The organism is Gammaproteobacteria bacterium (genome assembly GCA_013816845.1).
Lineage (GTDB): Bacteria > Pseudomonadota > Gammaproteobacteria > DSM-16500 > DSM-16500 > Aquicella.
The window spans coordinates 275,906-291,336 of sequence record JACDDU010000004.1 but is presented as its reverse complement, the minus strand read 5'-3'; the positions used below and the strand labels follow the sequence as shown (position 1 = coordinate 291,336).

10 protein-coding genes are annotated in these 15,431 nt (G+C 35.9%); 7 read left to right on the top strand and 3 right to left on the bottom strand.

Features of this window, described 5'->3' with window-relative positions; all coding sequences use genetic code 11:
- Positions 1–86: 86 nt before the first annotated feature.
- Positions 87–2,144 (top strand): spermidine synthase, encoded by a 2,058-nt coding sequence (locus H0W64_09460; protein ID MBA3661944.1) that lies wholly within the window; start codon positions 87–89, stop codon positions 2,142–2,144.
- Between the two features lie 192 nt (positions 2,145–2,336).
- Positions 2,337–3,275, top strand: a complete 939-nt coding sequence (locus H0W64_09455; GenBank protein MBA3661943.1) for an alkaline phosphatase family protein — start codon at positions 2,337–2,339, stop codon at positions 3,273–3,275.
- Here H0W64_09455 and H0W64_09450 read toward each other — a convergent pair.
- Positions 3,265–5,022 (bottom strand): sulfatase-like hydrolase/transferase, encoded by a 1,758-nt coding sequence (locus H0W64_09450; GenBank protein ID MBA3661942.1) that lies wholly within the window; start codon positions 5,020–5,022, stop codon positions 3,265–3,267. The genes H0W64_09455 and H0W64_09450 overlap by 11 nt on opposite strands.
- Before the next feature lie 252 nt (positions 5,023–5,274).
- Here H0W64_09450 and H0W64_09445 point away from each other — a divergent pair, with 252 nt between their 5' ends.
- On the top strand, positions 5,275–6,657 hold the full coding sequence (locus tag H0W64_09445) for an MBOAT family protein (GenBank protein MBA3661941.1): 1,383 nt from the start codon (positions 5,275–5,277) through the stop codon (positions 6,655–6,657).
- Positions 6,632–7,705, top strand: coding sequence for a hypothetical protein (locus tag H0W64_09440; protein ID MBA3661940.1), 1,074 nt, complete (start codon positions 6,632–6,634; stop codon positions 7,703–7,705). Before H0W64_09445 ends, H0W64_09440 begins: the two co-directional genes overlap by 26 nt.
- Before the next feature lie 37 nt (positions 7,706–7,742).
- Here H0W64_09440 and H0W64_09435 read toward each other — a convergent pair whose 3' ends face one another.
- Positions 7,743–9,818 carry an ankyrin repeat domain-containing protein gene (locus H0W64_09435; protein MBA3661939.1) on the bottom strand — a complete coding sequence of 692 codons (2,076 nt, stop codon included), beginning with the start codon at positions 9,816–9,818 and terminating at the stop codon, positions 7,743–7,745.
- Positions 9,819–10,278: 460 nt separating this feature from the next.
- Between H0W64_09435 and uppS the strand changes: the two genes are divergently transcribed.
- Positions 10,279–11,052, top strand: coding sequence for a di-trans,poly-cis-decaprenylcistransferase (gene uppS, locus H0W64_09430; GenBank protein ID MBA3661938.1), 774 nt, complete (start codon positions 10,279–10,281; stop codon positions 11,050–11,052).
- 220 nt (positions 11,053–11,272) lie between these two features.
- Positions 11,273–11,878: an ATP-binding protein gene (locus H0W64_09425; protein ID MBA3661937.1), complete on the top strand. Its 606-nt coding sequence runs from the start codon at positions 11,273–11,275 to the stop codon at positions 11,876–11,878.
- Between the two features lie 28 nt (positions 11,879–11,906).
- On the opposite strand, the gene H0W64_09420 is transcribed toward H0W64_09425, so the two are convergent.
- Positions 11,907–12,449, bottom strand: a complete 543-nt coding sequence (locus tag H0W64_09420) for an outer membrane beta-barrel protein (GenBank protein MBA3661936.1) — start codon at positions 12,447–12,449, stop codon at positions 11,907–11,909.
- Positions 12,450–12,623: 174 nt separating this feature from the next.
- Here H0W64_09420 and H0W64_09415 point away from each other — a divergent pair, with 174 nt between their 5' ends.
- Entirely contained in the window at positions 12,624–15,359 is a 2,736-nt protein-coding gene (locus H0W64_09415; GenBank protein MBA3661935.1) for an ankyrin repeat domain-containing protein, read from the top strand.
- Positions 15,360–15,431: the final 72 nt, after the last annotated feature.

Sequence of the window (15,431 nt, the reverse complement as noted above, 5' to 3'; positions counted from 1 at the left end):
TTATTTGAATAAACTTACTCTTGTAGATTTGTTTTTGCTCAGCTAGCATCGGAACAAGGAATTTATTGAAACGAATAGGGATTTTAATGGCCAGTAAGATCAGTTCACTATACCTGTTATTAACCCATGATAAAGTGCACCTCATTCTGCTTAGTTTTCTTATGTTATTTGTGGAACTCACTATCATCCGATGGACAGGATCCAACATTTATTTTCTTTTCTTCTTTTCAAATTTCGTATTACTCGCGAGTTTTTTGGGAATTGGGATAGGTTTTTTACGCTCTAAATCCTCAATATCTTTATTTCACTATTCCCCTATTCTCTTAAGCATTTTAGTGTGTCTTTGTTATTACTTTAGTTTCGAATACCAAGCCCGAGTTAATCCGATAACTGATAATCTTAGTTATCATGTACGTTACTTTAAAGACAATGTCTATCCAGTTTGGATCACGGTTCCCGTACTATTCACTCTCGTAACGGGTTTAATGGCAACGCTCGCAGACGGTGTCGCAAGGGCTTTTAAAAAATTTTCGCCATTAGAAGCTTATCGGTTGGAAGTTTTAGGATCCTTACTAGGAATCATTTCATTTTCATTACTCGCCTTTTTCTATGGCAGGCCAATCTATTGGGGAATAATCATAAGTTTGCTCTATCTCTTTATTTTCATGAAAATGAGATCGTTCAACTCAATTTCCATCATCATTTTGCAAGTTGTGGCATTAAGTGCTTTGCTTTTTACCTTTGGAAAAGAATCAAGCGCACCCAATCATTATTGGTCTTCTTACTACAAAATTGAAGTACAAAAGTATTCGAAAGATCGATATGTGGTGAATGTAAATGGCATGGCACAACAAGTCATTGAATCAGTCGCGCAGCGTCACCAGGTTAAACCATTTTACTTTCTTCCCTTTCAACACCGCGTTGAAAAACCTTTGGATAAAGTTTTAGTGATAGGTGCCGGTACGGGTGGGGACGTTGCCATAGCGTTAGCTCAAGGCGCAAAACAAGTCGATGCGGTGGAGATCGATCCTATGCTCTACGCGCTTGGGAAAAAATTGAATCCCAATGCACCTTATGCCGATCCGAGAGTGCATGTGTTTATTAATGATGGAAGAGCTTTTTTGCAACAAAGTCATGATCAATACGATATGATCATCTTTGCACTCACCGATTCACTGATGCTTATTCCCGGTCAATCTTCACTGCGGCTAGAGAATTATTTATATACCATGGAAGGCTTAACCATTGCGAAAGATCACTTAAAAGCTAATGGTGTTTTTACTATCTATAACTATTATCATCCGCGGTGGTTTGTTGATCGACTCGCGCAAACCTTAGCATCTATTTATCACCATTCACCTTGTTTAGAGACATATAGTGAAAAAGACTATTGGGCAACCGTGTTGACGATTAGCCCACAACTTGGGACCCTTCAATGTCCTACCTATTGGCAAAATTTCGGTGAGTCAAGTTCCCCATCCACTGACAACTATCCTTTTATTTATCTAGAACAAAATAGCATTTCGATTTTATACCTTGGGACTATCCTGTTTATTTTGTTTGCATCATTAATGGCTATTAAGTTAAGCGTAGGATCCTATCTGTCGATTAGAAAAGATTTAGATCTTTTTATCATGGGTGCTGCATTTTTACTTTTAGAAACTAAAAATATTATCAATTTTGCTCTTTTGTTCGGTACAACATGGTTGGTTAATGCGCTAGTCTTTATTGGCATATTAACGACCGTTTATTTATCTATAGAAGCCAGACGCTTTTCATATCGTCTCCATCCCCTTCTATTATATGGATTGCTACTTTTAAGCCTCTTCGTCTCGTGGTTTATTCCCAATAGTTACTTATTGTCTTTAGACTCTGCTTCCCGTTTTCCGGCAGCGACGCTGCTCGCTTTTACCCCCATATTTATTGCCAATCTTATTTTTACCGATCGCTTTCGTCAAACCGAACACTCGACGACAGCGTTCGGGGTCAACCTTTTGGGTGCAGTTTTTGGGGGATTGCTTGAATATGCTTCTTTGCTTATTGGTTATCAAGGATTGCTCATCATGACTTTGATTTTATACACCCTCGCAATTTTATGGATGAGGTGGGGAGTGAATAAGAGCTTGGTTACGATTAAATCATAAAGTGGATTTTAAAATATCGCGGGTCTTATCAGCAAATTAAGCTTGTTCATTATAAAATAAGGCAATTTTTCGTAGTATGAATGATTGATTTTAATTCGTACCTCCATCTCTCTTATTGATGCACATAAAATAATTGACTCATAGCACAATTACACAGATATTGCGTGCGATATAAATAAAAGGAAGATAGACATGATACGACTAATACGTTTACTTATTATCTTTATTCTTTTTTACTCACCCCTTAGCTTCGCACAAAAAATTACACATGTTATTTACATTACACTGGATGGGACACGCTGGCAGGATATTTTTATGGATCATACCAAGTTCCCCAAGCTGTGGTCACTTTATGCAAATCAGGGAACTTTTTATGGCGCGCCCAATAGTGGACACACGATGGAAGTAGCCTCAATTCCCGTAAGTCTTCCGTCTTATCACAGTCAAATGGCTGGAAAAGTGCAACTTTGTGAAAATAACGATTGCGGCAGGATTCAGGTTGAGACCCTGGCTGAAAATATACTCCATCGATTAGAATTAAACAAAAAAGAAGTTGCAACATTTGCATCATGGCCTTCAATTGCATTATCTGTTGAGCACATCCCTAAAACAACTTATGTGAATGCTGGTAATTTACCCGTTTATGATCCAGAAACCGAGCAAGCCGATGCAACCATGCATAATTTAAATGAACAGCAAATGCTTGATCATCCTCATAATAAAGATCGCTATGATAAATATACTTTTGCGCAAGCGCTCCATTATTTTGAAAAGTATCATCCGCAATTTTTATGGATTTCATTTGATGATGCTGATGATGCAGCACATGCGGGGGATTTGAAACGTTACCATCAAGCATTATCTTTTTATGATGAAAGTCTTGATACTCTATTCGTAAAATTAAAACAAATGAAATTAGATGAGCAAACGCTCGTTATTGTAACGACCGATCACGGACGGGGTGATGGAAAGAATTGGACGCACCACAATAACCATTATCCCGAGTCCAAAAAAACATGGGCCTTTGTCCGCAATGGTGTGCTTAAACCTTCCACTCAAGAAGGTCGAAACAATCATTACAGTACATTATCTATCCGTACAACGATCGAAAATATTTTATCTATTGCTTAATATTTTCACTACTCAATGTTAATGGTGGGGTTTTTGGCCGCACACTTTCAGGTAAAAAACGACCATCATTAACGCCGACTTCTTTCGCGATCATTTCATTTAATAAATTATTCATCCGTAAAATAAGTGCTTTATTTTTTTCAGGCGCTAGCGCTAAGTTCTGTCTTTCATTCGGATCGGTTTTGAGATCAAACAATTGGATCTCATTATATTTTAAAATATCTTCTAATGTTTGGGGGGTATTAAATGCATTAGGCGCATAGTATCTTGCAAATTTATAACGACCATCAAAAATAAAAGAGAGAAAACCTTTTTTGTTAAGATCAATTTCAGTCAGCGGCGGCACTGGTTTATGTAAGTAAGTTGAGGCCATTTTGTTAAATAGATACTTCGCGTCAATGGTGGAAATACCCACATAATTAAATAAAACGGCGGGCCTTATCGCTCGCATACTCATCTCTTCTGGGTGTGTCAGCAAGCTTGAAAAATCGTGACCGGGTAGTTCTTTTGTTAAAGCCAGACGCTTTTCTGCCGGTGCGCCGGTTAGACCGACTAACGTAGGTAATAAATCAAGATGACTCGTTAAAGAAAAGCAACTGGTGCCCGGTGGCGCATGCGGATGATCAATAATTAAGGGAATATGAGCATTTTCTTCATAAGCCATTGGTCCTTTACCGCGTAAACCACCATGTGCCCCACCCATATCACCATGATCGGCAGTGAGGATAACAATTGTATTTTTCCATAAGTCCATTTCGTTCATAGCGTCGATAATTTGCTGTAAACGTTGATCATTATCACGAATAGCATTTAAGTAATAATTATAATAAACCTGCCACATGTCTTTTCTATCGGACGGGATGTAGCCAAAGGTTTCTGACCAGCCCGTTTGATATTGTAGTAGAGCTTGCGGCATCCCCGGCGCTGATAGTGAATCTTGTAACGAAGGGGTTAAAGCAAATTGCCAATGTTTGGCATAAATTAAATTGGTTGGTGGCGGAAAAATAACGGGCGCTACTGCTTTTTGCACGGGGGGTAACTGAGGCAAATTAGCATCAGCGTACATAATATCATGTGGATTAAGTAAGCTTATGACTAAAAAAAAGGGTTGATGAGGCTTACTTGTATTCGATGCATTTTCGCGCAACCAGCGCAATGCTTCGCCAACAAAATAAACATCATCTTTGTATCCTTGCAATGGGGTGCCGCCTACATCACCATCTGGATTAAAATGATCAAATCCATAAGGCTTAGCAAGCGTACTATAATTAGTGGTGTCTTTTATATCGATGAGTAGAGCTTTGTCCATTTCGAACTTACCAAAATAGGCAGTGCGATACCCTAAAGACTTTAGCATCGAACCCATGTTAGCACGATGAGGATTTAAGTCCGGAACAAACGGATACTCCATTTGATCAAATACCCCATTTATTTGTGGGGGAACGCCGGTTAAAAAAGTTGCGCGGGAAGGTGAACACATTGCAGCTGCTGTATAGTGATTGCGAAAGGTGACGCCGCGTTGCATCAAGATTTGACGTGCCGGTAACTCATAACCTTGTGCCGCAGCCAAGTGATAAGTTTCTTGATCATTAATGATCAAAATAATGTTATAAGGAAGTTTGTTAGGATGGATCGTCGAACGTTCAACTGATTTAATTGTATAATCGGTTTGACTATGGGCAGTTTCGCAACTAAAGATAAGGCAGCAGCTTAAGCTCCACACTAAACTTATTATGCATTTCGACATATTCCCTCACTATAACAATCCATTAGAAACCTCAAAAATTATATTCCATCTCCATTACTTTGGCATTAATAACTTCATCCCCTATAACTTGGGGAGACACAACACTACAAAATAAATGAGTTTGACATGATTGTTCAAAAGATGAATTAACTGCTATTGAACTTTTAAAAGCTATTCGGTGTCATGTTTTTTTGTTATATTCCGTGCCGATCCAAGACACAAATCAAGAAAGCGTTTAAAAGGGAGGTTGGAATGCTATTTAATTCTTTTTTTTATATCTTAATATTCTTACCCGGTGCTAGCCTTAGCTATTTTTTACTTGCAAATTGTGTCAGCTTTAATGCGGCTAAAATTTTTCTTGTTCTTGCTTCGTTTTTATTTTATGGGTGGTGGAACCCGATTTATTTACCTTTGTTGATTCTTTCTATACTGATTAACTATATTATTGCTCATACCATACAGTCCCAGGATGCACCGCTAACTCGGAAATACTTTTTAGTTTTGGGGGTATTATTTAACCTAGGATTACTCTCGTATTTTAAATATACAAATTTTTTTGTCGACAACATTAATATAGCCACCAACAGTCATCTTTTTGTAAGTCAAATTATTTTACCGTTAGGGATTAGTTTTTTTACATTTACACAAATAGCTTTTTTAGTTGATTTTTATCGGGATAAAGGCAAAAAATATAGCGTGATCGATTACTGTTTATTTGTGAGTTATTTTCCCCACCTTTTAGCAGGGCCCATCATTCATCATGCGCAAATGATGCCACAATTTTCCAATCCAGAAAATGGTAAAATTAATTACCAAAATATTTATTTTGGGCTTGCTCTTTTTATCATAGGTCTCACTAAAAAAGTCGTTCTCGCAGATACTTTTGCATTATTTGCCAATGATGGTTACAGCCATGTCAATGACTTAAATTGTATGACAGCCTGGATTACTTCTCTTGCTTATACCTTTCAAATTTATTTTGATTTTAGCGGCTACACGGACATGGCAATCGGCGCTTCAAAATTATTCAATATTACTTTACCTAGAAATTTTAATTCACCTTATCAAGCTTTAAGTATTCGAGATTTTTGGCATCGCTGGCATATTACCTTAAGTCATTTTCTACGCGATTACTTATACATCCCTTTGGGAGGTAATCGGGTTTCTGAAATAAAAATTAATCGGAATTTAATTTTAACTTTTGTTCTCGGCGGATTTTGGCACGGAGCGGGATGGACTTTTATATGGTGGGGTTTATTGCATGGCCTAGCGCTCTCGTTACAACGTTTATTTGGTAAGCTTAATTTTCAATTGCCCAATTTGTTATCCTGGTTAATCACATTTAATTTTATTAATATCACTTGGGTTTTCTTTCGATCAGCCACTATGCAAGAAGCAACACATATCTTATCAACTATGTTAAGTTTTACGGGTGCTTCATTCAATCCGCTCGTAATCATTTTGTTTGGCTTCGCCTTTACCTTAATTTTATGGATGCCCAATTCTAGTAAAATTATTGCGAAGCCCGTTGCAGATCGCATGATTTTTTTGCCAGGACTGGCGGGATTAATGTTGCTATCTATTATTTTAATGGAGATGAGTAATAGTCATGAGTTCATCTACTTTAAATTCTAATTATAAAAAAAGGTTATGTATTTTGATTGCAAACATCATGTTGTTTTACATGATTGCTAATTGGATTGCTTATTATACTTACCAATGGGTGCGCGCTAAGCAAGAAAGTCGACTAGATTATTTTGGTGATGCGCGCGGTAAGAATGGATTAATGAATTACTTTTATCAAAACGAATCACCCGATGTCGTGTTTATTGGAAATTCGCTTACTATGCAACATATCGATACTAACTTTTTTTTACGCTCAGGATTAAAAGTTTTTAATTACGCCACAGTGGGTTATTTTATTGCGCAATACCCAAGTATGGTTGCGAATGCTATTAAATTAAAACCAAAATTCATTGCCATTTCGATACGAAAAAATGACTTTTATGAAAAGAACAATTTTTATTATGATCATTACAATCATGACGATGACTTTACCGCACAAAATATTTATTTTTTAATAAATCATACGAAAAATATAAATGAAGCTTGGTTGTTATCGAAATTTATAACAAGTTACCTAAAAAATATTAACTTTTTTTTAGCGAAAGGACATGCCCTCACCCATAACTTAGCTGAACTTTATAAGCAAGTGGGACATAAACCCAACCCTGTTAAAGCGATAGTCCATCTTATGCGCCCTATTCCCTCCCAACTCATGTTGACCTGTGATTTTGATTCGGAAGGAAATCGTATGCCTGTCGATTGTTATAACGGTGATCATGTGACCGTCAAAGCACTCAAAGAGGACGCTATTAAAAGAGAAAAAGTTCTCTTAGTCGATAAGGACTATAATTATTTTTTGGTGAGCGTATTGAATGGATTATTTGATCGTATCAAGGAAGCCGGGATACAACCTCTGCTTGTTTTAGTTCCATCTTATCAACATTATGTTGCAAATGATGATTTATTTAATCAAACACTCCATGCTAGCGTTATTGACCTGTCTAATCTTCCCTTACCCACGAATCATTTTACCGATACTGCCCATTATAATTTGAAGGGTAGACACGTCTACTCTCTGGCATTATCAAGCAAAATAAAGCGTCTATTGTCATCATAAAGCGATGACTCGCACAGATCGCAATATATTCCTTTCATTATTTGATTTTCATGTGTGCGGCTGACTTGTCCGTCGTCTGGTGACGGGTAACAATCATTTTGATTTCTGCTAATTGAGGATAAAGATTAAAATCATCCTGATATTTATCTAGCTCACTCATATCGCAATGATTAAAGACATAACCAATTAAGTTATCAACCACGGGTTTCAAGGAAGAAGGATTGGGGAATGTAAAGAGTTGCAATGCTTCACCCTTTCTAAAGAGAGTAAAAGCACTGCGTGATGGCGTGCTTCCCTCTTCTAACTGTAATCTAATCAACTTTAACTGAATGCAAGCTTTCGTATACGCATTTAATTGAGCCTTATTGATTTGGATTAAATCCTTGTCAGTAAATTGGTTATATTTCAAAAATGCCATTACTACATCGTCATACCCTTTTGCAGCTGCATCGTGTAAGGGAGATAATGCTTTTTCTTGATAGGTCCAAGTATTGGCAGGCATAAAATTAACGTTAGATAACGCATTGCAATTTGCATTTTTAGAAAGAAGATAATCTACCACCTCAGCGTGGCCTAGGTTGGCGGCGATGTTAAGAGGATAGTAATTTTTTTCTTTAATAACAAAAGACTGATTAAGAAGCGTTGGATCGTTATGAAGTAATAGTTTGACAATTGATAAACTTCCATTGAAACACGCTTCATGTATCGGTTGCCGTTTACGGGTACCCGGAACCGAAGGTATGGTCTTATGCTTAAGAAGTAATTTAACAAGATGAGGAGAAGGTATCTTCACTGCTTTTAACAAAAGAATGGACGGGTCATCACCTAATGAAAAATTTTGCGCTAGGAAATATTCTAAAATTAAAAAATATTGATGGGTAATTGCAAGTCTAACCAAACTAACTTCCTCTTCCTTGGAAAGTGTTACCTGTGGAAGAAATGCTTTTACCAGTTCATACCTTTTTGATTCGTGATACGAGGATGCATCCAATAATTCTGCATTATTTAACCGCTTACCTTCACATGCATATTGCAATGCGCGTTTATAATCTACTTGTTTTAAGTAAGTTTCAAATTGGGGTAGTTTTAATAAATACAATGCGCTTTCTGCATGACCTGTTTTGCACGCGATATAGAATAAGGTTAAGTTAAGTTGTGCACCATTTTGTACAAGAAATTTAATTATGGCAGTATGATTTAATTGAATCGCGTAAAACAGTGGGGTTAACTCATTAGCTTGTTTTTTATCTTTATCGAGAGCGGTTTGTTCAAGCAAAGCAGGATCGGAAGCTAATAATTGTTTAATGAAAGGTAAATTTCCCGCACGAGCTGCAACATGAATAGGAGAGATATAAAAATTATAAGGAGTAATCAAAGACTCATCTAATTGAAAATCTTGGATACAATAGGTATCTTGAAAGTTAGCACCTTTGCTCAAGAGTGACTTTATTACTTCTTCAGACTGATGACACTGTATTGCCCAATAAAGTCGAGTTAACTCTCCCTTTTCAATCTGTACATAACCCAAATCTTCATTAGCAAAAAAGAAATGGGTAAGAAGTTGATAGAAGTAATCTAAAACAAGTTGATGGTTTGCTTGCGCGGCATAACGTAACATTGAATATCCGCTGGCGTCACACCTGAAAAGTTCATAAGCATGCATTTTTTTTTCCGCTAACCCTTTTACGTCACCTTCTTTAGCCAGAGTGAATAATTGACGATAACGAAAAATATTCTTATTAATCGGATTATCTTTAAAAAAATCTGTTAGTTGACTTTGGGCTTGGGTAGAAAGCCCAGCAATAGTAAAATCGAATTGAAAATACCGGTGATATAAATCCATCTCAACATATTGATCGTAAGCGGATGTGTTAGGATCTTTGTTAATCGGCTGTAGGGGAAAATGAATTTTATATAATTTTTGCCAAAATTCTTCTTTTTTAATAATGAATTGATAAAATTCTTTATCTAAAATATTGAGTTCAGTAAATTCCTGAATGGAAAGATGTTTACTCACTTCATTGAGAATTAATTCCTGCGGTAATGATTTCAGTAATGAAAAAGATTCTTCCTCAATACTATTATCTAAATTAGGCGTACGTGGCATAGTCATAATAAATGAATTTTATAAAGGATTGGTGCAGAAACTTTACCGCAACGAGCTTAACAAAATATTAAATTTGTATTATTAATACCATTGTTAAATTCAAATAGATTGGTGTAAAGAGAATTTTTAGGATGAGAGAAACAATTAAATTAAGGTTAGCTTAAGACTATTATAACCCGCACACTTACATCTACATTCAATCATTTTGAAATAGATCCTCGATCAATAAGTGGGATAAAGATTTAAATGAGATTAGTTGTTTATTTAGGAGTAAGAGAGTGGTTTTTACATCATTAATCCTAGTGTTTAATGCGCATACAGTGCTATTCAGAGCGTACGTTTGGGAAAAGGGTAAGTGGCGGGCCTGGTCTATTTAGGAACATTACTCATAAATAACTTATTTGATAAACATAAGTAACCTAAGTATTTGCTATAATGGTAGTTAAGGTAACGATAAGGAATTCCCTTGAAAATATTACCTTTTTTAAGCAAGTTATTTAGTAAAACATCAACTTTTAAAGTAAGCAGGGTTCCCCGGCATGTCGCCATCATTATGGATGGCAATAATCGTTGGGCAAAGCATAATAAAATAAACCCAGAACAAGCCTATATCAAAGGCGGAGATATCGCTTGGACCATTAGCGAAGTTGCAGCAGATCTGGATATTGAGGCGTTAACTCTATTTACATTTAGTCTTGAAAACTGGAAACGTAGTAAGGAAGAAACGCGTTGCATTTTCAAAGTTATATTTTATTCACTTTTGAAGCGTATTGACAAATTTAATGAGTATAATACTCGATTAGAGTTTATAGGTGATTTAAAACAATTAACTGACAAAGAACAAGACCAAGTTCAGTTCCTGAAAGACCAGACCGCAAACAATTCCGGCTTACGTCTAATTCTTGCGATTAGTTATAGTGGGCAATGGGATATTGTCCAAGCAGTCAATAAAATAATAAATAAGATTCATGCAGGTGAAGCTAGCATTCCTATTCGTAAAGAAGATATCGAAAAACAATTGGCTTTAGCTGATGTGCCTCCTCCCGATTTAATCATTCGAACGGGCGGCGATATGCGGATTAGTAATTTTTTATTATGGCAAATTGCTTACTCTGAACTTTACTTTGTACCCACCCTATGGCCTGAATTTACGCCAGATCAATTTATTGACATCATTGAAAATTTTACGAGAAGAGAACGTCGTTTTGGAAATCATGGACTCGATGACAATAATTCATGATAAGGCGCAGTGAATTTTTAAGTTAAACCAATAAATAATCATTTTTTGATTCTGAAAAGAATCGCTATATAATAGTGTACCTTTAAGTCCAGCTAAAATTATGCCTCATATGATTAAAATTAAGTTTTGAATTAAAAATCTATATTTGGTTAAAAGTGTAAAACTTATTGTATTTCATTACATTTGAAATTTTTTTTATAATAATAAAAAGGTCAATTCTATGATCGATCATCGCAAAAAATTAACTATTTCGATACCGGTTGAATCCACCGATCGATATGAATTTTGTCGCCGAAGCGGGGAGGATGATTTTTGGGATAATTGTGAACAATTATCTGAATTCATATCTATTGCCCTGATGGAAAAAGGTATTTGTACGCCTAGGGGAAGCCGACAATTTCCAGATAAGGATTTTAAAGAAATTATTAAAAATTGTTATGATGCTTTTGCTTCGCGAGATTTAAAATTGGGTGATAAAATGTTGCTAACAGTTGTCATTCAAGAAAAGTCCGATGAAATAGTCATTAAGATAAAAGATAATGGTCCTGGATTTATAGAGCAACCAAAAAATATTTTTTTTAATCTCGAGACCATTAAACCCCAAATTAAGAATAGTTATGGCGTATGTCATAGAGGATTCTTTGGCGGTAAAGGAATAGGTCTTCGTCAATTTACTCGAGAAATTCAAGATTTAGGTGGTCATGTAAAATTTAAAAACCGAAAGGAAGTGGGAGCGACGGTTTTCATGTTCTTTAAAATCCCACCCGATGTTTATCTAAATGAAAAGACAGATCAACGCTTGTCTCAAATAAAAATAAATCTATAAATAATCGTTAATACGGACTATCAATAAATTAAGCAAAGAAATACGAGGCACCAAAAGTAATCTCTTGTGAATAAATCCGAACAGCATGTGAGTAGGTTGCGGTAAAATTAATAAAATCAGGAAAATCCATTGTGCCATAATCATGGTAGTTATATTCTGAAAAAATCGCAATGTTGTTAGTCACAAATTTTTTAATGCCGACCCCAAGTGTCCCAGCCACTATATTACTGTTGCTATTGGTGTTAACAGTAACCGGAACAAACCCTGCAGGCGAATTAAGGCGATTGGTGAGAGAGGCATAAGATGCGCCGACCCTTCCATACAAAGCCGTCGTATCGGTGATAAAAACCCCTGGGATAATCGCAAGCTCCAGAGAACGGTTAAGATATATTTTGTCATTAAACGCCGAAGTTGCAGCACCACTTGCAAATCTTGCATTACCAGATTGGTAATTGGCAGAAAATTCTCCGCCCAATAAAAAATCCTTACAAAAAGTTGTGCTATAACCTATTCGTAAACCCGTGGTATATCCATGCTGGAAAAGAGTTTGGCTAATATTTTGTGGAATGATATCGGTTTAATCATTGTAACGTGTATCGTATATGCCGTAACGTGTATCGTATATGCCTTGGAATATGTAGATTTAACTTGCGATGTGTATCTTAACTAATTGTTTTAACTAATAATAATCTAAAAAACATTCTAAGTATGTTAGTCTATATTTAATAGAGAGGATTGATCTCTTATGGCTAATGTAGAAGATGTTGTAGCTATTGCAAAGTGGGCTATAAAGACCACGCGGGATCTTATTCCTTATAGCTCAAATCTACCCGATCCGGATCAGCAAGTTGTTCATCGTAGGCTTTACTTGGATTTATCACGAACCGCCCCTTCGAAGCCCCAGGACCGGGCTCTCGTCAAAGAATTGTATGAATGGAAGCTAGATTTAAGTGCTGATAAAGAACGCTATCCGCTCGTGGATTCAGAAGTATGGATAGAAAGTTTGAATAAACACGTTAAATTTCGAAAATTAATTAAAAAGGTAGGCAAAATTCCTTTCATGTCTCATAGAGGACATGGAGAGCTAGAATTTGTTGAGACGTTAGCTACCCGAGCATTAAAGTATGGAATAGGAAATTGCGCTGAAACTTCTGCTTACGCACTGCTATTAATGATGGAGTATCCCGCCCAAGGCTTACCTGAACTTCCAATCATTAATGAGAAAATTTCAATCGAGCGGATTACATTCGACGAGGAAGATGATCACACTTTTCTTGTTTTAAATAGAGATCCACAAACTCCTTTAAATGATCTTAAGGCATGGAATGAAGATGCTGTTATTTGTGATCCCTGGTCCAAAGAAGTTTATACTATAAAAGAAGTTTTCGAAAAAAAAGAAAAAAAATTTCTAAAACTGTTTGGCCATATTGAAGGTAAATTTAATAAAGTAAGTATCGGTTCTCCACGCGGTCAAAATTGTTATATAGGCGAGATGTTTAATGATAAAGTGCATTCCGATCGGTGGGAGAGAAAAGCGAACTTAGCTGATAAATCGTGGCATCCAAAACGTCTCATCAATATAACAGCACGAACCGTTTCTTCCGAAAGATTGCCCCCCATGCAACGCTCAAAAATAACGCGTCCTCTAAAAACCGCGCCTGGTAAACTTAAATCGGTTGCCGATGACGATCAAATCATAGAAAAAATATTTTCTCTTCAAAATGCTAAAAGCACCTTCCTTAAAAAAAATAAAATTATAACCAGTACGCATACTGAACCAGAATTATCACTATTTTTTGCGGCGTTGGAGGAAATGTTTGAGCGTATTAATCAAACAATAAGCCGGCCCGTGGTTATGGATTTTAAAAATTTAAATATTGAAGTACGTGTTGTATGGTCAAAAGGAAGTTGGATCGTTGAAGATAATAATAAAATTTTTAATAGGCAGACAGAAAATTTAAGTCATTACCTCTTTGATCTATTTACCGGTAATAAACAATCAGAATTTGTCATGTGGAATATAGAATTTTCACATCTACCTAAAGACATGGGTCGTTTGAAATCGGGTTTAGAAGATTTTTCTTTGGAAAAGAAGGCGCTTTTTTTGAAAGAACTCGATGTTCATAAACGAGATTTTAAAAATAATACTTTATTGCACTTAGCTATCAAAGCTAACAATCTTACTTTAACGCGAGAACTATTGGCATTAAACGCCGATCCAACTGCTAGAGCTGATAATGGAGACACACCCTTATCGCTTGCCCTAGCAAATGGTAAAATGCCTTTAATTACCGCAGTACTTGCTAAACATCCTAATCCTGCGCAAGAAGCATTTCACTGGGTCATTAAAAATGGCAATAATGAATTGGCAAAAAAATTATTATTAACGCTTAAGCCCGAACCGGATCAGCTCCTGACTGTGGCGTTGGAGCGAAATGAATTAACGAAAATATTTAACGACGCCAAATTGTTTGACAAACCATTTGAAATTCCATCCTCTACAGCTCATGCTATTTTTGAGCAATTTAAGTTAGAAAGCGTGGGTGAATACTTATCAGGTCCAGCTTATCGAGATCAGGATAGAGTAACTATTGAACCCAAATTCTTTTTTTCCCCCGAATTTTACGAGATGGTCTCCCAATTGAACGAGGGTAAATTGTCGAGGTCGAATTTTTTTAACCATAGCACTTCTTTCCCTCAAGACAATCAAAAGGGTAATTTTTTTAAGGATGAATTAGATAACAATGCTAATTTTACCACCGTGAGTGCGGATAATTTATCTCAGCTTGGTTGGTTAGCAGGACTCAATCCTCATCAATCTTTCCTAAAGAATGAAGTTATTTTTAAACGCTTACTAACAAGTATTGACTTAAAGGAAAAAACTTATATTTTAGATAAATATAATATCGATGAATACATTAATTTTATTGCAAAAGTTGAAATATTTTTTCCAAAATTTCCTGCCTCTTATCTTGATATGATTAAAGATCATATTGTGACAAAGCATTTAACTGAAGATTTTTCTTTATCACATGCATACAAACAATTGGATAATGTGTTCGGAACCAACTTCCTTAAAGAATTAAAAAATAAATCCCCTTCTGCGAAAGATTATTCACCAACCTTTTTTTCGGAATCAGAGTCAACCTTTAAGGGGTTAGTATACGATGTAGCGGCTGAACGTCAATTTTTTACCGATTTACTAGTCTATGTCGATACCATTAGTACGACCATTGATAATAACAATACTTTATTCATCCTTGACCAAATAAAAAATATTCTTTCAAGTAAAGAAGCCGAATTAATTAACCTATTTATTGATGAGTCGCTTTTAGATCCTAAAGAAATTTTTGCATGCAAACAAAGTTGCCAATGTGATATTTTAAAATTATTAAATAATGCTGCTGACCCAGAATTAGATGCACTTCAACTTGATATTGAAAATTTAACTTTTCAGCGTTCCCCTTCTTTTCGGTTATAAACTTAATATTAATTTCCTTCAGCTGCCGAATTTAAACTTAGGCTGTTTATTACACAGTTCTTTTTCTTACTC

Excerpts from the sequence above, each read along its gene's own strand:
- H0W64_09440 (MBA3661940.1), top strand. The coding sequence starts at position 6,632 with ATGAGTTCATCTACTTTAAATTCTAATTATAAAAAAAGGTTATGTATT.
- H0W64_09435 (MBA3661939.1), bottom strand. The coding sequence starts at position 9,818 with ATGACTATGCCACGTACGCCTAATTTAGATAATAGTATTGAGGAAGAA.
- H0W64_09415 (MBA3661935.1), top strand. The coding sequence starts at position 12,624 with ATGGCTAATGTAGAAGATGTTGTAGCTATTGCAAAGTGGGCTATAAAG.
- H0W64_09425 (MBA3661937.1), top strand. The coding sequence starts at position 11,273 with ATGATCGATCATCGCAAAAAATTAACTATTTCGATACCGGTTGAATCC.
- H0W64_09445 (MBA3661941.1), top strand. The coding sequence starts at position 5,275 with ATGCTATTTAATTCTTTTTTTTATATCTTAATATTCTTACCCGGTGCT.
- H0W64_09455 (MBA3661943.1), top strand. The coding sequence starts at position 2,337 with ATGATACGACTAATACGTTTACTTATTATCTTTATTCTTTTTTACTCA.
- H0W64_09450 (MBA3661942.1), bottom strand. The coding sequence starts at position 5,022 with ATGTCGAAATGCATAATAAGTTTAGTGTGGAGCTTAAGCTGCTGCCTT.
- H0W64_09460 (MBA3661944.1), top strand. The coding sequence starts at position 87 with ATGGCCAGTAAGATCAGTTCACTATACCTGTTATTAACCCATGATAAA.